Source organism: Streptomyces regalis, from assembly GCF_001509475.1.
Classification (GTDB): Bacteria; Actinomycetota; Actinomycetes; order Streptomycetales; family Streptomycetaceae; genus Streptomyces; species Streptomyces regalis.
This window is the reverse complement of the sequence record NZ_LLZG01000375.1, coordinates 1-23,423: the sequence shown is the minus strand read 5'-3', so window position 1 is coordinate 23,423 and position 23,423 is coordinate 1. Positions and strand designations below refer to the sequence as shown.

At 70.6% G+C, this 23,423-nt stretch carries 20 protein-coding genes and 4 pseudogenes; 15 read left to right on the top strand and 9 right to left on the bottom strand.

From position 1 onward, the window contains the following. The first annotated feature begins 6 nt into the window (after nucleotides 1-6). Nucleotides 7-900 carry a 2-oxo acid dehydrogenase subunit E2 gene (locus ADL12_RS36340; RefSeq protein ID WP_062710647.1) on the top strand — a complete coding sequence of 298 codons (894 nt, stop codon included), beginning with the start codon at nucleotides 7-9 and terminating at the stop codon, nucleotides 898-900. A gap of 41 nt (nucleotides 901-941) precedes the next feature. On the opposite strand, the gene ADL12_RS36335 is transcribed toward ADL12_RS36340, so the two are convergent. The 3 genes and pseudogenes from ADL12_RS36335 to ADL12_RS36325 all read right to left on the bottom strand — a co-directional run bounded on the left by ADL12_RS36335 (nucleotide 942) and on the right by ADL12_RS36325 (nucleotide 4,171). Further along, the gene (locus ADL12_RS36335; protein ID WP_062710646.1) at nucleotides 942-1,652 is read right to left on the bottom strand and encodes a universal stress protein; all 711 of its coding nucleotides are present in this window, start codon (nucleotides 1,650-1,652) and stop codon (nucleotides 942-944) included. A 251-nt stretch (nucleotides 1,653-1,903) separates the two neighbouring features. Beyond that, nucleotides 1,904-3,253, bottom strand: a pseudogene (locus tag ADL12_RS36330) (HAD-IC family P-type ATPase); the annotation flags it as partial. A 30-nt stretch (nucleotides 3,254-3,283) separates the two neighbouring features. Beyond that, entirely contained in the window at nucleotides 3,284-4,171 is an 888-nt protein-coding gene (locus tag ADL12_RS36325) for a universal stress protein (protein WP_062710643.1), read from the bottom strand. Nucleotides 4,172-4,487: 316 nt separating this feature from the next. On the opposite strand from ADL12_RS36325, the gene ADL12_RS36320 reads away from it, so the two are divergent. After that, nucleotides 4,488-5,333 (top strand): universal stress protein, encoded by an 846-nt coding sequence (locus ADL12_RS36320; protein WP_062710640.1) that lies wholly within the window; start codon nucleotides 4,488-4,490, stop codon nucleotides 5,331-5,333. Between the two features lie 255 nt (nucleotides 5,334-5,588). On the opposite strand, the gene ADL12_RS55755 is transcribed toward ADL12_RS36320, so the two are convergent. Further along, on the bottom strand, nucleotides 5,589-5,747 hold the full coding sequence (locus ADL12_RS55755) for a P-loop NTPase family protein (RefSeq protein WP_159053392.1): 159 nt from the start codon (nucleotides 5,745-5,747) through the stop codon (nucleotides 5,589-5,591). Between the two features lie 129 nt (nucleotides 5,748-5,876). On the opposite strand from ADL12_RS55755, the gene ADL12_RS55750 reads away from it, so the two are divergent. The 10 genes and pseudogenes from ADL12_RS55750 (at nucleotide 5,877) to ADL12_RS36260 (ending at nucleotide 16,727) form a co-directional block, all read left to right on the top strand. After that, a complete protein-coding gene (locus ADL12_RS55750) occupies nucleotides 5,877-6,239 on the top strand; it encodes a hypothetical protein (protein ID WP_208614686.1) in 363 nt (120 codons plus the stop codon). A 2,142-nt stretch (nucleotides 6,240-8,381) separates the two neighbouring features. Further along, the gene (locus ADL12_RS36305; protein WP_062710637.1) at nucleotides 8,382-8,624 is read left to right on the top strand and encodes a DUF5302 domain-containing protein; all 243 of its coding nucleotides are present in this window, start codon (nucleotides 8,382-8,384) and stop codon (nucleotides 8,622-8,624) included. Nucleotides 8,625-9,848: 1,224 nt separating this feature from the next. Beyond that, a pseudogene (locus ADL12_RS36300) lies at nucleotides 9,849-10,205 on the top strand (helix-turn-helix domain-containing protein); the annotation flags it as partial. Between the two features lie 385 nt (nucleotides 10,206-10,590). After that, the gene (tap, locus tag ADL12_RS36295; RefSeq protein ID WP_062710635.1) at nucleotides 10,591-12,852 is read left to right on the top strand and encodes a telomere-associated protein Tap; all 2,262 of its coding nucleotides are present in this window, start codon (nucleotides 10,591-10,593) and stop codon (nucleotides 12,850-12,852) included. 6 nt (nucleotides 12,853-12,858) lie between these two features. Further along, nucleotides 12,859-13,416, top strand: coding sequence for a telomere-protecting terminal protein Tpg (gene tpg / locus ADL12_RS36290; RefSeq protein ID WP_062710632.1), 558 nt, complete (start codon nucleotides 12,859-12,861; stop codon nucleotides 13,414-13,416). Nucleotides 13,417-14,533: 1,117 nt separating this feature from the next. Continuing rightward, nucleotides 14,534-15,037 carry a hypothetical protein gene (locus tag ADL12_RS36280; protein ID WP_062710626.1) on the top strand — a complete coding sequence of 168 codons (504 nt, stop codon included), beginning with the start codon at nucleotides 14,534-14,536 and terminating at the stop codon, nucleotides 15,035-15,037. Beyond that, complete coding sequence (locus ADL12_RS36275; RefSeq protein ID WP_062710623.1) at nucleotides 15,021-15,245, top strand: hypothetical protein; 225 nt, start codon at nucleotides 15,021-15,023, stop codon at nucleotides 15,243-15,245. The genes ADL12_RS36280 and ADL12_RS36275 overlap by 17 nt, the downstream gene beginning before the upstream one ends. Nucleotides 15,246-15,383: 138 nt before the next feature. Beyond that, complete coding sequence (locus ADL12_RS36270; RefSeq protein ID WP_062710621.1) at nucleotides 15,384-15,593, top strand: hypothetical protein; 210 nt, start codon at nucleotides 15,384-15,386, stop codon at nucleotides 15,591-15,593. A 115-nt stretch (nucleotides 15,594-15,708) separates the two neighbouring features. Next, on the top strand, nucleotides 15,709-16,257 hold the full coding sequence (locus tag ADL12_RS36265; RefSeq protein WP_062710618.1) for a hypothetical protein: 549 nt from the start codon (nucleotides 15,709-15,711) through the stop codon (nucleotides 16,255-16,257). A gap of 44 nt (nucleotides 16,258-16,301) precedes the next feature. Further along, the gene (locus ADL12_RS36260; protein ID WP_062710615.1) at nucleotides 16,302-16,727 is read left to right on the top strand and encodes a hypothetical protein; all 426 of its coding nucleotides are present in this window, start codon (nucleotides 16,302-16,304) and stop codon (nucleotides 16,725-16,727) included. Between the two features lie 530 nt (nucleotides 16,728-17,257). Here ADL12_RS36260 and ADL12_RS36250 read toward each other — a convergent pair. The 5 genes from ADL12_RS36250 to ADL12_RS57865 form a co-directional block, all read right to left on the bottom strand. Next, complete coding sequence (locus ADL12_RS36250) at nucleotides 17,258-17,692, bottom strand: DUF6223 family protein (RefSeq protein ID WP_062710609.1); 435 nt, start codon at nucleotides 17,690-17,692, stop codon at nucleotides 17,258-17,260. A 235-nt stretch (nucleotides 17,693-17,927) separates the two neighbouring features. Beyond that, the gene (locus ADL12_RS36245) at nucleotides 17,928-18,335 is read right to left on the bottom strand and encodes a hypothetical protein (protein WP_062710606.1); all 408 of its coding nucleotides are present in this window, start codon (nucleotides 18,333-18,335) and stop codon (nucleotides 17,928-17,930) included. Nucleotides 18,336-18,390: 55 nt separating this feature from the next. Next, entirely contained in the window at nucleotides 18,391-19,287 is an 897-nt protein-coding gene (locus ADL12_RS36240; protein ID WP_062710603.1) for an RNA polymerase sigma-70 factor, read from the bottom strand. Between the two features lie 130 nt (nucleotides 19,288-19,417). Then, entirely contained in the window at nucleotides 19,418-20,647 is a 1,230-nt protein-coding gene (locus tag ADL12_RS36235; RefSeq protein WP_062710599.1) for an NAD(P)/FAD-dependent oxidoreductase, read from the bottom strand. Continuing rightward, nucleotides 20,644-20,769: a hypothetical protein gene (locus ADL12_RS57865; RefSeq protein WP_279617184.1), complete on the bottom strand. Its 126-nt coding sequence runs from the start codon at nucleotides 20,767-20,769 to the stop codon at nucleotides 20,644-20,646. Before ADL12_RS57865 ends, ADL12_RS36235 begins: the two co-directional genes overlap by 4 nt. Before the next feature lie 893 nt (nucleotides 20,770-21,662). Between ADL12_RS57865 and ADL12_RS36230 the strand changes: the two genes are divergently transcribed. The 3 genes and pseudogenes from ADL12_RS36230 to ADL12_RS51430 form a co-directional block, all read left to right on the top strand. Further along, entirely contained in the window at nucleotides 21,663-22,412 is a 750-nt protein-coding gene (locus ADL12_RS36230) for a class I SAM-dependent methyltransferase (RefSeq protein WP_062710912.1), read from the top strand. 282 nt (nucleotides 22,413-22,694) lie between these two features. Beyond that, nucleotides 22,695-23,054: pseudogene (locus ADL12_RS36225) on the top strand (maleylpyruvate isomerase N-terminal domain-containing protein); the annotation flags it as partial. Between the two features lie 87 nt (nucleotides 23,055-23,141). Then, nucleotides 23,142-23,333: pseudogene (locus ADL12_RS51430) on the top strand (IS110 family transposase); the annotation flags it as partial. Between the last annotated feature and the right edge of the window lie 90 nt (nucleotides 23,334-23,423).

The following is a 23,423-nucleotide window of genomic DNA, read 5'->3' as shown; positions in this document are numbered from 1 at the left end:
AACGCCATGCACAAGCCCCGTGTCAGGCCCTCCAAGGCGGCCTCGCCCACCACTTCGGGCATGTCGGCAGCCACGGGCGTCGCCGGTCGCCCGCGCCGGATCGACGTCGTGCCCTTCCCGCCGAGCCGACGGCTGGTGGTCGCTGTCGAGCGGGCCGGTCGACGGATGGCGGCCATGCACTGCCTCTTCGAACTCGACGTCACCACAGCGCGTACCTTGCTCGCGGCCTCCGACCGGCCGGCGTCGTTCACCGCGTTCGTGGTGGCCTCCGTCGCCCGGGCAGCGGCGGCCCACCCGCAGGCGCACGCCTACCGGAACTGGCAGGGTCGGCTCGTCCGCCATCGGCACGTCGACGTGACCACGCTGGTGGAAGTCCAGACCGGGCAAGGCCCCTTCGCGCTCCCGCTCGTCCTGCGGGACGCCGATATACGCGACGTCCCGGACCTCACGGCGGAGTTGCGGGCCGCCAAGGCCGACCGCACGGCAACCGGCACGGGGCGGATGCTCGATCGCTTCGGCACCACGTTGACTCGGGTTCCGGGTCTGGTGCCGGCGATGTACGCGGTCATGGCCAGGTCGGTGCGGCTGCGGCAACTGTCGGGGACCGTTGCGGTCACGGCGGTCGGAATGTTCGGCGCCGGCGGCGGGTTCGGGATCGCCCCGCCGGCCCTGATGCCGCTGCAGGTGGTCGTCGGCGGGGTGACCGGGAAGCCCCGTGTCGTGGACGGCCGGACAGTGGTCCGGGAGGTGCTGGACCTGACCGTCACCTTCGACCACAACGTGATCGACGGAGCACCCGCTGCCCGCTTCGTGGCCGATCTTCGGCGGCTCATCGAGGAGGCCGAGGTGCTCAGCACGTCCAGCACCACAGGGGCGCGGCGCTCCGGCCGCGCGGGCTGAGCCCTTCCGAGCGAAGGTGCCGGGTCTGTGCTCTCGGCTCGCTACGCAGCTCCGCTCCTGAGGAGGGGGAGGGGAAGCATCTCGACGCCCCCGAGCGGCGACGCGGGCTTCTCGGTGCGGTCCATGGCGGGAACTGCGACGACGGGGACCGTCGCGTGCTTCAGGCAGGCGCGGCCGACCGTGCCGCGTCCTTTCCGAGGGTGCGCCCGCGTGGCCCCGCGCGCTTCGGTGGCTGGCGCCGTCGGCAAGGGCTGAGCTCGTCCTCGGTTGCCGCTGAGAGCCCACCCGCGGGCCGCGGTCCTCGAGCGCCCGAGCCATTCCCGCCGTTGTGCTGCAACCTCACTCGGGACGCGCCCGCCGACCGTGCCCATCGCGGGAAGTCCGTACTGCCTGTGAGCCGTGCGCCCCAGGGCCAGCAGCAGGGCGCCCTGCGCCTGTCGGAGCAGCACTCGCGCAGGTGGCCCCTCCAGCACGACGGCCCGTACGATGGGGTCGATCCGCGTTCCGAGGACCTGGCGCAGCGTCGAGACGAGCAGCTGCGCGGCCTGGTCGCGTTGCTCGGCGGCCGTCGGGCGCTCGGCGGCGGGAGCGTAAGGCGCCCTACCGGACTCCACCGGTTCCCAGGCGTGTACGGCGACGACGTCCGCACCCAGAGCACGGGCCTGCTGGGCGGCCCAGCGCAGCGCGGCCATCGACGCCTCGGATCCGTCGACACCCACCACGATGCTGTTGCCGTCGGCGAACTCGGTCATGGCAGCCTCCCTGGGTGACCTCTTCTCCCACGGTGCCCCGGACCGGCAGGGCGAGGCGTGGGCCGACGGGCCCCGCACGGGTGCCGAACGGTCCCTTGCCGGAGGCTCGGCACCGCACGGACTGAACGGGCGTGGTGCCGGGCCGAGTGGCCCTCGTAGTCGTAGAGGCCCGCCCGCTCCAGGGCTCGTCGCCTTCGGAGGCGACGCAAGTCGGCACACGGGGTCGAACGACATGGGCCGAACGTCCCCAGGTCGATGCGGAGTGGATCGCGTAGGAGCACGGCTCCTGCGGGCCGGCCGTCGACGGTGAGCCAGGCGACGGCCGCCCCGTCGAGGTGGGCTCGGTTCTCCACCGAGCCCACCCAGCCGGGCCGCTCGGTGCGCTCGTCGAGCTGTCCGATGGTCATCCCGTGGCCGTGGAGCGTGCCGACGGCGCCGCGACCCGGTTCCTCGGACACGTCCGCGGGTACGGACAGCGGCAGTCCGCGAGCCCTGGCAGCGTCCACGACGGCGCGGGCCAGCACGTGCGGGGAGTACTGGTCGATCGACGCGGCCAGCCGCAGCACCTGCGCCGACTGCCCGCCCGGTGCGGCAACCACGTCGAGCACGCGCGGCCGTCCGCCGGTCAGGGTGCCGGTCTTGTCGAGCAGCAGGGTGCGGGCCCGGCCGAGGTTCTCCAGGGCTCCGCCGTCGCGGATCACCACGCCGAGGCGGGAAGCCCGCGACAGACCGGAGACGACGGCCACCGGCGCCGCCAGCAGCAGAGGACACGGCGTAGCGACAACCAGGACCGCCACCGCGCGCACCGCGGAGCCGCTGACCAGCCAGGCCAACCCTGCAGCCGCGACGGACAGCGGCAGGAACCAGGCCGCGTAGCGGACGACGGGAGCGGACTCCGCACCGGTCTGCCGGGCCAGCCGCACGATCTCCGTGTAGGTGCTGTCCTGCTCGGTCGCCGTGGCGCGCAGTTCGAAGGCGCCGCCCGCGTTCACCACCCCGCTGCGCACCGGCTCGCCCGCCGTGCGCTCGACAGCCAAGGGCTCTCCGGTCAGGACTGATTCGTCGAGTACGGCGGTTGCGCCGACCACGCGGCCGTCGACCGGGACGACCTCGCCCGGACCGACGACCAGCAGATCACCGACGGCGGCCTCGGCCGACGGCACCGAGTTCACCTCGGCGCCGGTGCGTCGACGGGCGGTGCGGGGTGCGTGCTCCAGCAGCGCGCGCAGGTCATGGGAGGCCCGCCGCTGGGCCGCGCCCTCGAGGGTGCGTCCGGTGGCCAACATCAAGGCGATCAGGGCCCCGGCCAGGTATTCCCCGACGGCCAGGGTGCCGCCGAGGGCCAGGACCGCGATCAGATCCACGCCCGCGTGACCGCGCCGTAGCGCGGCCAGCACCCAGCCCACCGCGGGCGCGACGGCCACGACGGTGCCGAGGCCCCAGCACAGATCGGCGAGGTCCGTGGCGCCCGCGAGCCAGAAGATGCCACCAGCCGTCAGGGCGGCGGCCGTGACGGTCAGGAGGGCGGGTTCGGGTTTCGGCGGCAGGAACAGCGCCGCGAACGGCCGGCGCAGCGGTTTTCCGGGGGTGACGCGGTCCATGGCAGTCCTCCGTCGCGCTTCCTCATCGACTCAGTCGTGCGGTACCAGGGCGATGGGGCACGGCAGGTGGTGCAGAGCCGCGTGCGCGACGGGACCGAGCTTCCAGGTGTAGTGAGCCGGGTGGCGCCGACGTCCCACGACGACGAGGCGGCCACGGCCGGACGCGGACAGCAGCACCTGCGCCGCCGGACCGACGGCGACGTGTGCCTCGACGAGGACCTCGGGGAATTTCTCCCGCCACGGCGTCAGTGTGGCGGCGAGCCGGGTGCGTTCCTCAACCTCGTAGCGGCTGTCGGCCTGCCCGGTGAACAGCGCGTGAGGACTCACCAGCGCGGAAGGGGGCAGGGCCTTCACCACGCGCACGGGGGCTCCGTGCAATTCCGCGGTGGTGAAGGCGAATTCCAGCAGCGGGTCGGCATCCGGCCCGACCTGCTGCACACCGACCACGACCTCGTCCCGGTCCGCCGCCCCGGGGTGACCCCAGCCCGCCTCGACGACGGGCTCGTCGGCCCGGACGGTGATGGACGGGCACTGGGTGAGGCCCAGGACGTGCAGGCTGATGGAGCCGAGCAGGAAACTCGACACGGAGCCGTGTGCGCGGGAGCCGAGCACCAGCATGCCCGCGCGCTCACTGTGCTCGAGGAGCGCCTGAGAGGCAGGCACCGACACCAGTTCCCTGGCCACGGTCAGATCGGCGTAGCGGTGCAGCAGCTCGGCCTCGGTCCGCTGGAGTACCTGGTCTCCGTAGCGCTTCCTGCTGAAGGCTTCCTGGGCGATGGGCACGTCGAGCGGCTGGGTGGTCCAGGAGTGCAGCAGCAGGACAGGCAGGTGCCTGTCCCTGGCTTCCCGGGCGGCCCACCACGCGGCTGTCACGCTCGCAGGGGAACCGTCGAGTCCGACGACGACAGGGCCGGTCATGGCGCACCTCCGGATGTCGGGGCGACAGCTGTGGGCCGGGCTGCCGCTCACGTGCCCCCACTCCTCACCGTCAGGGTCGTCGCAGCACGGCCGTCAGGGGAGGGCCGGACGGTGCGCTCTTGGGGTCCGTATGGCCCAGTGCTGCATGGAGCCCGCGGGAGCAGGCTGGGGCCGGAAGAACGAGGCGGGGCCGCCCGGCCTGTGCAGACGGGCCCGACGGGCCCGACGGGCCGGGGGCGTGCCGGGCCACCGTCGCTTCATCGCGCGGAATCCGGGGCTCTGCCCGGAGCGAGCGCCGCGAGAGGGGAGACCAGGGATGAGCGGCCCGGTCGTGGTGGGAGTGGACCGCACGTGGTCGAGTGCGACCGCGGTGGAAGTCGCCGCTCGCGAGGCCGAGCGGCGCGGAGTCGGACTGCGGCCGGCCTACGCCCTGTCGTGGCCTTCGAGGCATGTGCCTTCCGGCGTGCCGCCCTGGGATCCGGACGGCGCCGACCTGCGTGACCTGGTGAACAGCGCGTTGACCGCTGCCGAGCGGCGGGCCCGTAGTGTCGCGCCGACGGTGGAGATCACGCATGAAGTCCTCGTCGGTGACCCCGGCACGGTGCTGGAGGCCGCGTCGCGGCACGCGTCGCTCACCGTGGTGGGCAGCCGACGACGAAGCCGGCTCGGCAGGCTGCTGCCCGGCTCGGCCGCCGGCCGGCTGGTCGCCCACGGCCGCTGCCCGGTACTGGTGGTGCACGAGGGTTCACCGGCCGAGCGAGGGGTGGCGGCCCGATTCGCCTTCGCCGAGGCTTCGGCGCGGGGCGCGGACCTGGTCGCCCTGCGAGCGCACGGGCCGTGGACCGTACGGTCGCACCACGAGCCCGCCGTCGCGCTGTCCGGAACGTACGACGAGCAGCACTTCGGTGACCACGCCAAGCCTGTGCCCGACGGGGCACTGTCCACCCTGCGGGAGAAGTACCCGAACGTCAGGGTGCACCGTCGGCAGGTCCGAGGTCGGACCAGCAGCGCCCTTGTCGACGCGAGCGCCGAGGCCGGACTCGTCGTGGTCGGCGCACCCGGCCGCGATGGCATCGCGGGCCTGCTGACGGGCTCGACCAGCCAGACCTTGCTGCGTCACGCGCGCTGCCCCGTCGCCGTGGTCCGCTCCGGGAAGGACTGACCGTGGGCATGCAGGTGACGACAGAGGCTGCGCGAACAGGGACCGCGACGGGGGGCCGGCGTGCCCGACACTCACCGGTGCGCTCCGGGTCAGCCGGCGGTCCGGCTCGGTGTCGACCCGGCCGCGGGACTGAGCGTGCGGGAGGCTCGTTGACCAGGTTGACCGTGGTCGTGTAGCGGACCTTGAGTCCGGCCTCGGCGATGGCCGTGCCGATCCCGATCAGCAGGTGGGACCTGCCGGTGCAGGAGTCACCGATCAGGCAGAGCGTTCGGCGCACTCGGCCTCCAGCAGGTCGGCGAGGAAGTCCTTGTAGTTGGACCGCTGCCGCATGGCATCGGCGGCCATCTCCTGGACCCGCCGGCGGATCGTGGGCAGGTGCAGGGCCCGGCAGGCTTCGTCGATGGCCGTGTCCACGGTCTCCTCCGGACCCATGTCGCGGCGGGGCGGAGGAACCTGGGCCGTGGTGTCGGTCGTGCTCGTGCGGTGCCCTTCGGTTGACGTGTCCGGAGCTGGCCGTAGTGGGCGACGGTCGGCAGCGGCCGTTTGTCCTCGGGTAGCTGGGCCCGGCGGGCGGTCAGCGACACCACGCCGCTGGGCTCGGCCCAGGACGGCGGCTCGTCCTCGTCGTCCAGATCCGCGTCCGGAGGCGGGGTTGCGGGCCTCGACGGCGACAACGTCCGCGCTGGTGGCGCCTGCCCGGATCGCGGGGCATCGCTCGCCGACCCCGGCTGCGGCCGCACTCTGGCGACCAAGCTCGGCCTGTTCGTCCTGGTGATGCTCGCTGCGGCAGGACACGGCATCGCACACGCCAAGGGCCGCGCCGAACTCGCCCGCGCCCTCGCGGTCGTGTCACTGATGGGCTCCCTCGGTGTCGTCCTGCTCGCCACCGCCCTGCCCGCGACATGACCGAAAGAGCTACAACCCCCGGGTCGTTGGGGGGCGTGCGCCCACCCGAGTGGAACCGGCACGAGTGGCGTCGAACCCGCAGAACGGCCCGCAAGACCGGGAGAAGCAAAGCGCGCACCGAAAACCCCTGAAGCACCCGCGCTCGATGCCACGGCGGTGGAGGCGTTGTTGGCCGCGGCCACGGCAGCCCCGTCGATCCACAACACCCATCCCTGGCGGTTCGCCGTGGATCGCACCGGCCGATCCCTTCACGTGCGGGTGGTGGCGGAGCGGGCGCTGCCGCGGGCCGATCCGATGCGCCGCGCGCAGCATCTCTCGGTGGGTGCGGCGGTGTTCAACCTGCGGGTGGCCGCCGCCCACCTGGGCTGGCAGCCCGAGGTACGGCTGCTGCCGGGCCCCGGTGACCCCGATCTGGTGGCCGTCGTGAGGCTGACCGACCCGCCGGACCGGACGACCACGGGTCACGGCACCACTCCCCATCCCCTGAGCCGCACACCCTCAGCAGCCGTGACCGTCGCAGGCTCGGAGGACAGACTGAGAGCCCAGCCGGCGCCGGGGAGCGTCGCGCATCAAAGCGCATCAGAAACTGGCCGCGTCCCCCCCCCGTACGAGAGTGGGGACGATCAGGTGCACACCGACACCTTCGTCCTGTGGCGGCCGAGTACTGGCTCCCGCCGTACGACCTCTCTGATTGTCGACCGCGTCCTCCCCGAGGACGGCGATCGGATCGTCCACGGCGCCGTCGACTTCACCAGCGAGTACTTCCTGCGCGCCGCGGGCGTCGCCGCCGAGCAAAGGCTGCGGAAGGCGTTCATCCACGCCCATCCCTCGAGGCCGCCGCTGTCAGCACAGGGCCTCAACAACATCGTCCAGGATGCCTTCAAACCCGGACGATCCGCCGCAGAGGCGGCTGCCGAGCCCGACCTGCCGTGCCCAGCACCTTTGGCCGCCCCTTGTGCTATCCGGGTTGGTTGTGTGGCGCGGTGTCGGGCGGTGACACGTAGGTGTAGGCGCCGGGGGCGGAGGGCTGCCGATGGGAGGGGGCGAGGGTCGGTGCCGGGCTCGGGTTCCAGCCGCCAGCGGGCCGCGATGGTGGCCACCGCGAGGCTCGCCTCGAGCAGGGAGACGGCGAGCCAGGCTTGAGCACGTGTCGTGTCGAACCGGTGGCCCCGCAAGGAGCTGAGCCTACAGATCATGTGTGCGGTGACGTCCGGAGACGGCGGGTCGTCCGCCGACTGCCAGGTTCGCCAACACCCGTCGGACAGTTGGGTGCGGCGGACGAAGTCCTGCGCGGCCCGCGCGACCGAGCATCCTTGGCGGGCGCAGGCCAGGGCGAGCAGGACCATGCCGGTGGTGTCCCAATCGGACTCCAGGCCATGCTTGTACGACCACCCACCGTCCCGCGACTGCGCCGGGACAGGAAGTCGGCCGCCGAAGGCACGCGTGCGCGTCGAAGGCCGGGATCCCGCGCAGGCAGCGCACCATCAACGCCGTGACCCAGATGTCGTTGGGGGCGAAGCGCCATGTCCTGTCGTCGTGCTGTGCGCCCAGCAGCCAGGCGCGGCAGCGGGCCACCGAGGCGTGCCCGGGGACCGTGGTGCGCAGCGCAAGGTAGGCGAGGGCGGTGACCGACGGCATACGGCAGAACGATCCATCACCGTCCTGTTCGGCCACCGGATCCGCGACGCGGCCGGTCGGGACCGCACTGCCCAGGGCGGGCTTGGGCGAGCAGTTCCGCGGCGTGCAAGGCGATGCGCAGCCACTGGCGCAGGGGCCCGCCGTGGGCGGCATCCCAAGGGCAGCGCACCGCATTGAGCAGTGCGCTGCCCGTCCGCGCCGGGAGCATCCGCTGTGACGGCCAGGGCATGCAAGAGTACGGCCCGCCCAGACAGCGGTTCTCCAGCGGCAGGGGCGGTACCCCGGTTCGCCGGGACACGATGGCCAACTCGCGCAGCCAGCACTCGATTACCTCGACCATACGATCATGACGCTGCGCCTCGGCGCCTGCCAGCCGGGTGACTGATGCTCTGCAGCATCTGCGGGCCGCGCCGTGCGAGGCGCTTGGGCTGTCGTCGGTGGCGCCTCGAGCCGCGCCCGGCATGACAAGCTGTGCTTTCCACTGCCCGAACACAGGAGGTCACCATGACTGCAGAGTCTCCATCGCGCAAAGGTTCGGAGCCGGTTGACGCCGAGAGCTCAGCCATCTCGCCCGACGATGACGGCCAGTACGACCTGAAGCGCAAGTTTCGGGAAGCCCTGGCGCGCAAGCGCGGTATGCAGGCGGACGCCGCCGACCTTGCTGCGAACACCGACGCGTCGAAGGTCCGCGGCGCGCACGCCCCGGCCGTGAGCCAGCGGTCGTTTCGTCGTAAGAGCGGCGGCTGAGTCCAAAACGCCCGCGGGAGGGGACTGGGCAGGACACGGGCCGGCCACCAGCTGACGCCAATCGTTACGGGCCACCGGCCAGCGCACGCGAAGCCGCGGCACCGGACTCCGCATGCCCATGGGATGCCCAACTCGGCCAGGGCGGCAAGCTGTTCCGCAGTGAGTTTGTTGCGGCGGCTCTTGGTGTTGGTGATCCATACACCTAGCTTGACGATCACGGGCTCCGTTTCGCCGTAGGCCGTAGGCCGTAGGCCGTGACGTGTTCGCTGTGGCCGCGCGGCACAGGCCGGTGGGCACCTTCCCGTTCCACCCTCTGGGCGAGGGGCAGTCAGGCCGCGTCGGAACGCCTGCTGCGCCTCGCTCGGGCCCTTCGTCGCCCGTTTCAGCCGGGGCGGGGGCGAACCAGCTGACGGCGTACCGCCTACGACACCCTGGCCATGGGCCAGCTGGACCCTCGACCACCCGCGACGGGGGCGGCATCGGTACGTCCTGGGGGGAACGGCGAAATGTCTGGGTGTGCTGGCGGAGATGGCCGGATTCCGGATGATGGGCTGCCATCGCACCCATGCCTGCTCTGGCGTCCTTTGACCCGTCCGAGGTAGCTGCTGGCAGAGCAGGCTCGGGCGGGGTCCCGGGCGTGGCAAGCACACGGGCGTCGGCGGCTGGAGGTGTCCTGGGCTTCGAGTCCCCCCCACTGCCGTCCTCGGTCGAACGATGGTCGTGCAACGGCTCGCGGGGGAGGAACTCAAGGATGTGGTCGGCCACTTGCAGGTAGTCCCAGCGGTGCAGGCGACGGCATCCGGCGAGCCACTTCCTGGTGCGTTCGTCGGTCCAGTGGTGGCGGCCGAAGCGAGTAGAGCGGTTGTCCTCGCTCGGCACGCGGGGGACGGAATAGTGTCGTTGTCGCGGCCGTCGCGTCCCGAACTGCTCGGTCGGCTCCGGCCCTGGGATCGGCGTTGATCGGCACGGTGCCCGGACCGTTGTCGGCGTGGTTTCGTAGGTGAGAGCGGGCCACGTTTATCGACGGCTTCTGGCAGCACTTAGCGATCACTCGGTTCGGAAATGTCGATGAGAACTGGCAACACTGGAGCGGTGGAGCGGGCCTCTTTTGAGCACCTGCAGGTTGGGGTGGTGGCTCCGAGCAACTGTCAAATCTGTGGATGGGCCACCCAGCGGGGAGACTGGGCTTGAGTCTCCCGTAGGGGGAGGCGTGAGAGTTCAGGAGTGGACGGCGACACGCTTTTCACGATCGGGGACTTGGCCCGGCGCACCGGGCTGACGGTCAAGGCCATCCGGTTTTACTCCGACACCGGGATCGTGCCGCAGACAGACCGCACCCCGGCTGGCTACCGGCTCTATGACATCGGCGCGCTGGCGCGTTTGGACCTGGTGTGCACCCTGCGTGACCTGGGGCTCGACCTTGCCGTCATCCGGCAGGTGCTGGACCGGGAGGTCGCGGCCGCACACGCCGACGCCCTGGAGGTGCAGATCCGCACCCTGCGACTGCGGCGTGCGGTGCTGCGAGCGGTGGCCAAACGAGGCTCCGCCCCCAAGGAAATGGACCTGATGCACAAGCTTGCTCTGGTCGCCATCGCGTACGCCTTGCCTGCACAGCGGAACCTCCGGGGTCAGCCGCACCGCGTCGCCGTGTGTGCCGCGCAGGTCAACGACGGCTCTGCGGCGATTAGGACCCGTCCGGGGCATCGCTGTAGTGGTGCCACACTGCCTCAGCGACTTCCTCGGGCCTGGCTTCCCACGGCACCTCGCTGCATTCATAGAGCCGGCGATCAGGACCCATGACGAGCAACCGGCGGTACGCCCCTCGGTCCACATGCCCACAGGACAGCAGCGCCGTCCACGCGAAACGTCACCCCACTCCTCGAACCCGGCTCGCTCCCAATCCGTACGGCCAACGTACGCGATCCGTACGGTTCATGGGGCTAGAGTGTCGGTCAGGAGGTGTTCCATGTCCGAGTTGTTCGACGCGGTCGACGCGCTGGTCGCATCCCGCTCTGCGCTGCCGCCCCCGGAGGAGCGCAAGCGGCTGCGTCAGGCGCACGGCCTGACGTTGGACGAGGTGGCCGACGCTTTGGAGGTGCGCAGGGCCACGGTGTCAGGCTGGGAGTCAAGCAAGACCAAGGCGGAGCCGCGGGGCCCGGCTCGGGAGGCGTACGCGCGGATGCTCAAGCAGCTCGCGGAGCTGTACCCCGCCACCCCCGCGTCGGAGGAGACGGCCTCCCCGGCTGCGGAGCCGGCCACGGTCACCGGTACGCCCGCCCCTGCGGCGGAAGCGCGGACCGTTTCCGCAGCCCCGGCGCCCGAGGCCGCGACCATGACTGTTTCCGAGAACGCCCGGGCCCGCCCTACCGCCAACACCGCTGTCCCGGCCCCCGCGTCGCGTCCGGCGCGCGCAGTCGGCCCGTCGACGACGTCGCGCCGCCCGGGCGCGCGGACGGCCGTCCCGGCGAACACTCCGGCCGGCGACGTCGACCCGCGCTTCGCCAACGGTCCGCTCGCGGTCGTCGACGTCGACGACGACGGCCAGGTCCTCGCGTACTGCGTCGGCGGCCTGGTCCTGGACGTGCCCGCCAAGTCGCTGCCGTCCCTGGTCGACTGGACCCTGAAGGAGGCCGGGCTCGGGCAGCCGAAGCTGTCCGGGCCGGGTAAGGACGCCGACCCGCTGCTTGTGCTCACCGAGTCCGCGCTGGAGCGCTACGGCCTGCCGGTCGCCCTGACCGAGGAGGAGAAGCTCGCCGGGCGGATCCCGGAGGGCCACAAGGTCGTCAAGCAGCTGGTCCGCGCGGAGTGGAAGCTGACGAAGCGCGGGTTCGGGCCGTGGGCGCGGATCTACCGTCCGGCGCAGGGCTCGGAGCGGGCCTGCGTGCAGCTGTGCATCCCGTCGTGGCACGCGCTGGACTCCCGGCACTGGGGCGAGGCCGGGCAGCTTCCGGCGGCGGAACTGGCCCGGGTTCTGGGCGTGTTCGCGTCCCGGGTGATGACGCCGCGGGGTTCCACTGCCGTGACCGGCCTGGAGCTGATGACCGCGCTGCACCCGCCGACCCACGCCGTTCGTGACGAAGTGACCGGCGAGTTCCGGAAGTCGGACACCAAGACGCCGGGTTCGCTGGGCGAGCATCCGGTCGACCCGGCGCCGTGCGAGGCCCCCGACGGGCATCCGCTGCTCAAGGACCTGCCGCGCTTCCTCGTCCGCGGCCCCGGAGAGAAGCTGTTCGAGGAGGCGTACGACTGGGCGCGCCCGCTCACCGACGCCGAATGCATGTGCCGCAACCTGGTCGGCATCGACGTGAACATGGCCTTCGCCGCCGGAGCCAACGGCCTGGTCGTCGGCCTCGGCGAGCCGACATACATCAAGCAGCCGGTGTTCGACGCGAAGCTGCCGGGCGCGTGGCTCGTCGACTTGTCCCACGTCGACCTGTCCCGGGTGAAGGTCGCCAAGGACAAGTGGGCGGACCTGGACGGCAGCCTGCTGCCCAGCCCGTTCACGCCGAAGGGCGAGCGCCCCGAGGGACCGGCTTGGTACGCGACGCCGACGGTGGCGTACGCGGTGGAGCTCGGGTACGACGTCGCGCCGATCGAGGCGTGGGTGCGTGACGACAACGGCCGCTACCTGGACGCCTGGTACACCCGGCTGCGTGACGCCTACCTCGCCACGATGGCCGACCTCGGCGTGCACGCCGACCTGTCGCCGGGTGACTTCCTCGCGGCGATGGACGGCTGGCGAAGCCGTGACCCGCAGCTGGCGATCGTCGTGGACGCCATCAAGGCGACTGTCAAGGGAGGCCTGGGCAAGCTGCGCGAGCGGCCCCGGGGCGAGGGCTGGCGGCCCGGTGAGCCGTGGCGGGCGCTGTCCCGTCCGACGTGGCGGCCGGACATCCGCGCGGCGGTCATCTCCCGTACGAGGGTCAACCTCCACCGGAAGATCGTCAAGCACGCCGCGTTCACCGGGCAGTACCCGGTGGCGATCCTCTCCGACTGCGTCGTGTACGCGGTCGACGGCGAGAGCCCGCTGGACTTCCTGCCCTACCGCGACGACAAGCCCCTTCCGGGCGGCTTCAAGCTCGGCATCAACCCGGGCCTGGTGAAGTGGGAGGGCACGCAGAGCGTGCTGTGGGGCGAAGGCGTCCGCGAGCGTTTCGAGGCACCTGAACTCAACCTCGCCCGGTACATCAAGACCGGCGAGGTCACCAACGTGGACGATGGGGAGTAGCAGTCGATGACCCTGTTCGGGGATGGCCTGGACCAGGCGGTGCAGAAGGCGTTCACGCGCCCGATCCCCAAGAGTGCGCCCGCGCAGATGCGCTACCTGGTCAGGCAGTTCAAGGGAACCAAGGCGGTTGCCCAGATGCTGCGTATCTCCCAGCGCACCGTGGAGCGTTACGTGAAGGACCAGATCAAAAGGCCCCGCCCGGACCTTGCCACGCGCCTGGAGGCCGAGGTGAGGAAGCGGTGGCAGCCGCAGATCCGCGCCAGGGCCAAGGAACGTGCGGCAACGACCGGCGGGATCGTCATCGATGCCCGTGCCCGGATCGGCTACACCGCCCCGGTCGGCACGACGGACGACGCCCGCCTGCGGCACCTGACCGTTGCGCTGCCGCCGCAGTACGCCGCCCGCCTTTTCGACGCTCAGCAGCAGGGCGTCACCGACCAGCGGCTGCAGGAGATCGCCGCCGAAGCGCTCAGGGAGGTGTACTTCCAGGACGGCGGCCGCCGCGCCGGCAGTTTGGAGGAGGTCCGCTTCACCGACATCGAGCACATCGAGTTCGACCTGTAGTCCGTTGTGCCCAACGGCGTGGCGGGCGGGCGTGGTTGCAGTATGCCTTGGGCATCTCAGGACGGACGCATTGAGAAGTTTTCATCCTGACTCCGCAGGTCACGGGGCTGGTGTGCGGCTGCGGTGTACTCGCGCCGGTCAGGGGCGTGATCTTCTTCGGGAGAACGTCTGTCACCTTGTGGACTTCGGTGTTCGCGAGGACGAGCGGGGCGCGCAGGAGGGTGGTGGCGTGCCGGGCGTTCATGCGGATCTTGGTTGGGAAGCGTCGTCCCGCCCGGGCCAGGACTTCAGGTTCGCGAGGCCGTGCTCGACGGCGTTGCGTTCGTGGTTGAGCAGGGGGTTCGCTTCCTTCTCGGCGTCGGTGAGGCGGTGGTTGCGGTGGCCTTGCTGCCGGTGATGATCACGGATCGTTCTTCAGGCCGACGAGCCGAGGTCGGCCAGAGCCCCGAGAAGGGCCCGAGTGCGGCCTCGCGCAGACGGCCGGTGATCTTGTTGTGGCGGGCCGCGGTGATCTCGCTGGACCGGCCGGGCTTGACCGCGCAGATCCGGATCAGGCCATGGGCTTTGTGCTTGCCGGAGAAGCTCTGTCCGGCACCAGCCGCATCCCACGAGCATCCCACCCGCACCCGGACCAGCCACCACCGGCTCCGGCTCCGGCTCCGGCTCCGGCTCCGGCTCGATGATGCCGGACGGCTGTCGTCCGCAGTCGGTTGCCTCCGCCCGCTGCCCGAAGACGACCTCGGCGGCCTCCAGCGGAGCCACCTCCATCTGCCGAAGCCATGCGGTAAGCCGAGGCCCGCACCCGGGGAACCGCGGAAGTCACCCTGACGGACGATCACGTGCGAATGATCTCCGCTCCGACCATCACGAGATCCCCGCCGAGACGGCACGCCGGCACCGCTGACCAGCAGGAATCAGGATGACGAGGCCCCTTTGGTCGGCGTGACGCCGAGCGGCTAGGGTCCAACCACGAGTGATCGCACAGTCGTTGAAGCGTGCTGCCCCACAGCGGGCCCGCGTCGACACAGGGGGAAGTTGTGAGTACAGAGCCCGATTCCGTGGCGCCGGCCCTGACTCCCGCTCCCGCAACTCCCAACCGGCGGACCAGACACACCAGATGCCCGGCCCGGACGGCCCCACCGACAGCCGCGACTTCAATCCCGCACCCGGGACGAACCCTGACCCCGGCTTCAACTACAACGGCATCCAGGCCATGGCGGCCGGCACCGGCCCGGGAGTCGCCACCGGACCGAGCAGCGCCCCCGCTACCCAGGCCGGCGGCGCCGACGACAACGGTTACGGCGTGAGAAACGCCGAACTCGGCAAAATGGCCGACGAGTTGGACCTGGCCGCACAGATCCTCGAGAAGGCGGACAAGGGCCTGGCGGAATCCGACACCACAGCGCGTATCCACACCATGCTGACCAGCGGACGCATGCTCAAATCGACTACGGGCGACTGGGACGACGAAATCACCCGCCTCGCAAAGCAATGCCGCTCACTGGCCGACAAGATGGGCCAGACGCACACGAATTACACGACTCAAGAAGAGCGTACGGCGCAGGACTTCCAGGCGATCCTCGCTTCGCTCGAGGGGATGCGTAATGGCAACGCTCACTGACCGGCCGGAGGGCCAGGACCACGAGCATGCCGATGCGGTCGAGCGGCAGAACATCGCGGTCGGGGAGCTGGAAGAGGTACGTCCGGATGCCTGGTCGCGGGCGGCCGGCGAGTGGGCCGACCTGGCCGCGGCGGCCACCGAGGCCCGGGAGCACGCCCAGAACGCCCTGCTCAACCTGCCCTTCGTCTGGGCGGGCCCGGCGCCATGATGGCCCGTGTCCAACTGTCCGTACTGCACGACGAATTGACCCTCGCACACCGCGAGTCAAAGGCTGCTGCGACCACTCTCGAAGCGGGCGAAGAGAGGGTTCGAGCTCGCCCGCACCTGGCTCGACGAGGCCCAGGAGATGGCCCGGTCGAAGGACCTTACCCTGCACGACAGCGGAGGCGTCACCATCCCCGAGCGGGACTACCCGCCCAACGACCCGGACAGCGCGGGGGCGGCCCGGCAGGATCAGGAGAACGCGGACAGTCTCCTCACGCGCGTGACCGCCGCCCTCAGCTACGCCGCCGACGTCAACGAGCACACCGGCTACGAACTCGAACGCATCACCTGAACCGGGTCTTCTCCGGTGCGGGCGGAGTGCTGCTCCCGCCACCCCCGCCCGACAAGGGTTCCGGCGATTACAACACCGCGAGGCCACCGATGAGGACCGTGCCATCAAGAACAAGATGGGCTTCTTCGCCATGGGTTCTCCCGCGGTGCTCGGCGGCCCGCATTCGGCCAAGCACATGCTGCACCACCTGTCCAACACCGGGGAACCACTGGACATCGACGTGGACGCATTGATGGGCGACCTCCCGGACATGAATCGCAACGTGGAGGCCCAGCCCGCGGAGAACGCCCCCAACTGGGAGGCGCAGGCCCTCGCCGAATACGAGCGCACCGGGAAGCCCGTGAAGTACGTCCAGCAGACCGGCTGGCAGGGCTGGACCGCCGAGAAGGACCCCGACTGGTATCACGCGGTCGGCTCCTTCCACTACAACACGGTCGCCCAAGTCGAGGTCGATGTCGTCCCGGGCCCGGACGGCGAGCCCAAGACCACGATCCGCTACCAGACCCACGTGTACGACCGCTACAACTGGGACGCGAACAAGGCGACTCCGGTACCCCCGATGGGCAACGTGTCGGACGCCCAAATGGCCAGGCTCCACCAGCCGGGTCAGGCCAAGGAGTACGACATGGGCGGGCAGAGCGAAGTGCGCACATGGAACGGGTGAGTACGCCTACGGGCCTCACGAGGCCGCGCCGGCGCAGGTGGCTGGTGTGGTTCCTGGCCTTGTGCGCGGTGTGGACGCTCGGCGCGATCGCCTGGGCGGCCGTAGCGCTGCTCACGCCGGCCGGTGACGATCCGCAGGAGGCGGTCGAGCGCAAGGCGGGGATGCACCACGATCAGCATCAACCCGCGGGGCGCTACTACATACCGACGTACGCCAAGGTGGAGAAGGACGGCACCGCGGTGCTCCGGTACGAGGTGGGCAACGGCCAGGACTCGAGCGTCAAGGACTTCCTCCGTACGTACGACATCACCGCCGAGCCCAAGCGCGCCAGCCCGTCCGAGGTGACGTACTCCGACCGCTTCGGCGACGTACGGCGAACGTTCACGATCACCTACAACCCGTCGCCTGGGGCTGGTGGGTACGACTGTGCGCGGATCACCGTCAGAGCCAGGGGCACCGACGCAAGCTGAAGGGCCGGCATCAGGCCGGCAGATCTGGAGCCGTCAGCCCCGAACTCGTACGCAGTGCCGCCCATGCGGCTGGTGCCGGACCGTGTCGAGGGCATGGGGGTGGAGGTCCTCGCCCCGCAGTACCGGCGGATCATGGAGATCGTGGCCAGTTCGGACGGTCCGGTGATGGTCAGGGACGTCACGGTCGCGCTGGGCAGGGAGACAACACGGCGAAGGTGCAGCCGGTTCGCGGGCAGCTGCGCAAACTCGCGGACCGGGGTTGGATCTCTCGGACCGGCTGATTTCGGCGGTAACAAGACGGCCTCTGGCGCAAGTTGATCATTCTGTGACGAAAGACCAGCCCGCCGAAGGCCTGCGCCACCGGCGTAACCATCTGCGTACTCGCTGGCGCAAGCTCGCCTCGGGTGGTTGAGGTGGGGGTGGGGGTGCACGGGCGATGTGAGTCGTCGGGATCTTCAGGTGTCCGGGCCCGGTGCGGTGCGCGCCGCGCCGACTCCGTATGGGGCTTTGCTGGGGATTGGCGGTTGAGTTCAGCGGGTTCGGCGGGAACGGGAACGGGAGCGGGCCAGTGAGCCGAGGGTGACGGCGATCAGGCCCAGGAGCATGGCGAAGTAGGCGCCGCCGAGTCCGTTGCCGGTGCCGAGGCCGCCGTCGGCGGTGGCCGCCACCGTCCCGCCGACGGCCATGGCGGTCAGACCTGCCGCGAGAGCCGTGACAGCTCCGTTCCGCCGGGCCCAGGTGACGACGTGTCCCTGCCTGGTGGGGCGGGTCAGGGCCAGGCCGCCGCCCACCGCGCCGAGGAGGCCGGCCAGTGCCGACAGGGAAGCTCCGACCCGGCCGACGCTCATGGTGTAGAGGCTTGCGGCGACCGGCTGGAGTGAGGGGTCCGCGGCGGCCGGTTCGGCGAACGCGAGACCGGCGATCAGGACGGCGGCGCCAACGGTGAGCACGGATCGAACGGACATGGGGTGTCCTGCCTTTCTGATATGGGTGCGAACTGGTCGTTCGTGAGATCGCGGGCCCCAGGGGCCCGGGCATGGCTGCGAAATTGCGACACGATCGCTGCCGCGGGGCGACGCCGGCGATGACGGTCCGGAGTCAGACCGGGCGTCTGGGCCCGGCGGCCGTTGCCGGGACGGTTCTCGTGACCGTCGGGTTCACCGTCGGGATCGCCGTCCGCAGGGGTTCACCGGGTGGCGGCTACGGCTTGGCGGCGGGGTGTTGCGGCAGGCGCGGGGACAGTGTCCGGACCAGGGCCAGGGTGCTGAGGGCGAACATCACCACGCCCAGGGGGACATGGAACGAGGGCATGTGCGCGACACCCAGCGCGACCTGCGCCGAGGCGAGGAGGAGGAAGCCGGTGGCGTACAGGACGGGGCGGGGGGATCCGCCGCCCGGGCGCCAGGCCAGGATCGCGGCGAGCACGTACAGCATGGCGGCTGCGTACATCACCTTCGATCCGGCGTCGTGCATCGGATAGCCGTGGGACGAGGTCAGCAGTATGCCCGCGGTGACCGTCTGGAAGAGGAGGGTCAGGGTCTGCAGGGCTGTCGCGGTCCTGAGGAAGGTGAGGCCGCCCGGCGCGCCGGCCGTCATCTGTCTGGTCATGGTGTGGTCCCCCTTGTGGTGTGCGGCGATCGACGGTGCTTCCGAGCCGCCCGCGTCATCGCAGGGTGAGCGGGGTCTCGGAGGTGACGCGGGTCAGCTTCTCGGGGTTGCGGACGAAGTAGAGGCCGGTGATGCGGGAGTCCTCGACACGGACGGCCATGACGGCGTCGAGCTCGCCGCCCACGTATATGGCGAGCGCTGGGCAGCCGTTGACCACGGTGGGCTCACAGGTGATCGTGGCCTGGACCTTGGCGGAGCCGCCGAGGTAGAAGCGGACGATCTTCTCGGCGCCGATGACGGGCCTGAGTGCGGCGCGCTTGACGCCGCCGCCGTCGCTGAGCAGAACGACATCGGGGGCGAGTACGTCGAGGAGGTCCTGTGGGTTCCCGGTCTCGAGGGCGCGCTGGAAGGACTCCAGTGCCGCCCGGGTCTCACTCTGAGAGGCCGTCCGGCGGGGCCGACGGGCGTCGACGTGCCCACGGGCGCGGTGCGCGATCTGCCGTACGGCCGCCGGGGTCTTGCCGACGGCCTCGGCGATCTCGTCGTAGTCGACTTCGAAGACCTCGCGCAGCACGAACACCGCCCGCTCGGTCGGGGAAAGGCTTTCCAGGACGAGCATCATCGCCATCGACATGCTCTCGGCGAGTTCGATGTCCTCGGCCACGTCCGGCGTGGTCAGCAGCGGCTCGGGCAGCCACTGGCCGACGTACGCCTCCCTGCGGCGCTTCATGGTGCGCAGCCGGTTGAGCGCCTGCCGGGTCGTGATCCGCACCAGGTACGCCCGCTGGTCGCTCACCTGTGCCAGGTCGGCTTTGACCCAGCGCAGCCAGGTCTCCTGGAGGACGTCTTCGGCGTCGGCAGCCGATCCGAGCATCTCGTAGGCGACGGTGAACAGCAGGTTGCGGTGGGCGATGAAGGTGTCGGTCGCCAGGTCGGTGGTGTGGTCGGTCATCTCTCGGTCTCTCCCTCGAATGCCTGGTCGGGCTGCGCGCCCCGCGAGGGCCGGCGCCCCGCGCGTGGCCTGCAGCGGTTGCCGGCGGTGGTTGCCCTCGGGCCAGGTGTGCACGACGACATCTGTGTTCTCAGCCATGGATGGCTCTTTCGTTTGCCAGTGGTCGGACCGTCTTGTCGGCGGACGGATCCGGCGCGGCGGCCAGGCGGCGCTTGCGCCGGGGCAGGCCGAAGGTCGGGTGCGAGGTGGTCCACAGCGAGAGTTTGAGGATGCCTGCCTTGATCCGCGCGGCCTTGCGGCCGCCCACGTACTTCGGCTTTGCCTGCGCTTCGTCGTCGACCATCTGCAGGATCGCGTCCTGTCGCCCGAGGCTGATGTGGTTGCCCGGGTAGAGCAGCTTGGTGTGCGCGATTTTGCGGCCGGTCAGACGTCCCACGATCGCGTTTGTGGCCTGCATGCCGGTGTAGCCGGCCGAAGCGCAGGACATCGGCAGCGGCCGGCCGTTGTCGCCGATGGCGTAGGCGCTGTCCCCGGCGGCGTAGATGTTCGGGTGCGAGACCGATCGCATGGTGCGGTCGACGACGATCCGGCCGTTCTCGATGACCTCCAGCCCGCCGGCGGCGGCGATGGGGCTGACCGCGAACCCGGCCGTCCACACGGTTGCGTCGCAGTCCAGGGCGGTGCCGTCGGCACACAGCACCCGCGTCGCTTCGACGGCTTCGACGGTGGTGTGCTCCAGGACGGTGATGCCCAGCCGGTCGCAGGCCCGGCGCAGGTGGCTGCGGGCTCCGGCGGAGAGCGGGGCGCCCAGCTTGCCGCGGGCGAGAAGCGTCACCGACAGGCGGGGCCGGGATTCCGCGATCTCGGTGGCGGTCTCGATGCCGGTCAGCCCGTCGCCGACGACCAGCACGCTCCCGCCTTCGTCCCGCCTGCTCAGGCTGTCCAGGTGCTCGCGCAGACGCAGCGCGCAGGGCCGGCCGGTGACGTCGAAGGCGTGTCCGACGACGCCGGGGACGTGGTGGTCGGCGACGTGGCTGCCGAGTGCGTAGAGAAGCGTGTCGTAGCCGAGGTCGCCGGCGCCGTGGGCGTCGGCCACGGCGACGACCTGGCGGTCGGGGTCGAGGGCGGTGACACGGGCCAGGCGCAGCCGTATCCCCGTGCCCGTGAAGACGTCGGCGAGCTGTGGAGCCTCGATCCCCTGGCCGGCCGCGAGCTGGTGCAGCCGCAGCCGCTGGACGAAGTCCGGCTCGGCGTTGACCACGGTGATCTCGGTGTCCGCCGGGGACAGTCGGCGGGCCAGGGTCCCGGCCGCGTAGGCCCCGGCATAGCCGGCGCCGAGGACGACGATGCGGTGCTTCATGAGTTGCTCCTGTCGGCTCGCTCGCTACCGGTGAGTTGAGTGGAACGGCGCCCGGAGGGCTGACGGGAACCGGCACCCGCGTATCCGCTGCCGGTCACTCCCGCCTCGGTCTTCTCGGTCATGCTGTCTCCTGTGTCTCAAGGGGGTCGGCCTCAAGACACCGCGCGACGGATCGCTGTGACAGCCTGTGAGGCAGATCACTCCGCAGGTGTGGGCTCAGGCATGCGAAGTCCTCACTCACCTCCCACGGGCCCGCTCCGGGTCGGCAGGCGCCGGCCGAAGCTCACCGCGGACCAGGCCGCAGCACTCGCTCAAGGGCTCTACGGCGAGCGGGAGAAGACCGTCCAGCAGATCGCGGCATGTTCGGCGTGCCGAGGTCGACGGTGTACGGGCGCCTCAGCAGAGCCTCGCCCTTGCCGCGCCCATCGAAGAAGACTGCGGTGACGAAGATCTGAAAGCTGCCGGCGGGCTACTTGTCTCCTGGTGTCCGTGCCGGGAGTTCGGGGCCCGGTGCACGCAGTCGCGGGGCGGTTCCCACCGGGGGGTGGGCGCCGGCCTGCACTGGGAACCGCTCCTGACGGGTTCGACCACGGCTTCGGCCAGGGGTGGATGAGCCTTCGTGCGGCATAAGCCCGCCACCGGTCCGGCACGTTCGCGGCAGCCGGGCAAGGGGATCCCCGACGACACCGGACGATCGCTCCGGGAGGAGATCGCAAAGACATCTCGGTCCCACGCCCCCTGTCTGGGGCGGGGCGGGTGACGCCGGTCGGTTGCCCGGCCTCAGGCGGCTTGGTGTGTCACCTGCTTCGGGATCTCGGCGCCGTGGCAGGCGGGCTCATCCTGTGCTGGTACTCGGGCTGCTCCGGTGATGCCGTGAACCGCATCGAAAAAGATGAAACGGCAGCTTTGCCGCCGGGTGGAATGCGTAACCGCTCCGCTGGATGACGTTGCTGCGGTGGCCCGCCCCTTCGATATACGAGTGAATGTGGGGGAGGGGGTGCGTAGGGTGACGGGCGTGGATCCAGCTGACTTCTATACCGGCATCGTTGCGGAGCTCTACGGACCGCTGAAGTCCTTCTCCCAGGACCCCGAGCCCTACGCGGCGTTCATTGAGCAGGCCGGGGCGCCGGCGCTGGAGTTGGGGTGCGGAGACGGTGATCCTCTGCTCGAGCTGCGCCGGCGGGGCCTGGAGGTCGACGGCGTCGATTCCTCCGCGGACATGCTGGAGCGTCTGCGGCGCCGGGCAGGCGAACTAGGTATCCGTGTCAGTGTGTTCCATCAGCGTATGGAGGCTTTGAGGCTGCCCCGCCGCTACCGGGCGGTCTTCCTTGCCGGGCCGACTTTCACTCTGCTCCCTGATGATGCCGCGGCGCTTGCTGCCCTGCGCGGTATCCGCGCGCACCTGGCTGAGGGCGGCACCGCCCTGGTGCCGCTGTTCACTCCTGCGCCCACTGCGGCCGGTGAGATCGGCCGGGTGCGTGCGGCTGCCGCACCCGATGGGGCCGAGCTTCGGGTGTCCGTAGTGGCCGAGCAACGTGACGAGGCGGCTCGGACACAGACGACGCTTTTGCGCTACGAACGGCACCACGGCTCAGACAGCACGGTCGTAGAGCGTCCTTGGGTCATGCATTGGTATGCGCCGGGCCAGTTCGAGGAGCTGTCCACGGCTGCCGGCCTGGCCGTGAGTGCGGTCACCGATCCGGAGGGCAGGCCTGTTCCTGCCGGCGTCAGCGGTCTGCTGCACTTCCGGCTCCGTGCCACCTGACCGCTTTTCCTTGGGGAAAGCCGGCATCTCGCCGCGCTGCCCCTCCCCAAGGTATGTGCCGGAACCGGCTTTTGATGTCAGACGCTGGTTCTGTCTCGCTCTTCGGTTCGCTGCGTCTGGCTCTGACGTCGGGGAGAGGGGGCTCTGCCTTCTGGGGCTCGCCCGCTGTGGGCGGAACCTGCGTCATCCGAGGGCGCGCGGCGCCTACCGCGCGTCCGCCGCGGCGGCGGTGAAATTCGGCGTCCGATGGCCGGAACGCGGTGACAGACAGGCGGCGTGACAATGACACTTGAGTTCGATGCCCTGCTGCGACTGATCGACGAACGGTCGACCGCGTTCCGTGCCGCGGTTGCCTCCGCGCCGGGTCTCGATGTGCAGGTGCCAACCTGCCCCGGGTGGACGCTGTTCGATCTGGTGCAGCATCTGGGTGAGGGGCGCCGCTCCTGGGCCGCCACCATCGCCGCGGGGCCTGGTGCCTCGGCCAAGTCCGTATCGGAGGGTCCGGCTGCGCCCCGGGAGCGCGAGGCGCTGCTGGCTTGGTTGGCCGCCTCGACGCAGCAGCTGGTGGACGCACTGCGGGAGGCCGGCCCGGATCGTGGTTGCTGGACGTGGTGGGGTACGTCGCAGTCGCCGCAGACCTGCGGTGCTGTTGCCCGGCACCAACTCCAGGAGATCGCGGTGCACACCTACGACGCGGGCATCCGCCGGCTACCGCAGCATGGGCAAGACGACGCCAAGGACGCCACCGCCATCGCCGATCAGGCCCGGATGCGATGGGATCCGACGATTCTGCAGCCCGACGACGAACAGGTCATCGAGCTGCGGATCCTCACGGACCGCCGCGCCGACCTCAACGCAGACCGCACCCGGCGGATCAACCGCCTTCGAGGCCAACTCACCAGCATCTTTCCCGCGCTAGATGTACTCGGCCGGGAGGTTGGTGACACGCCTGCTACCGGTTGTTGATCGTGAATGGACCTCCGGGCGTAGTGGAGATTGCCGTCTTCACTC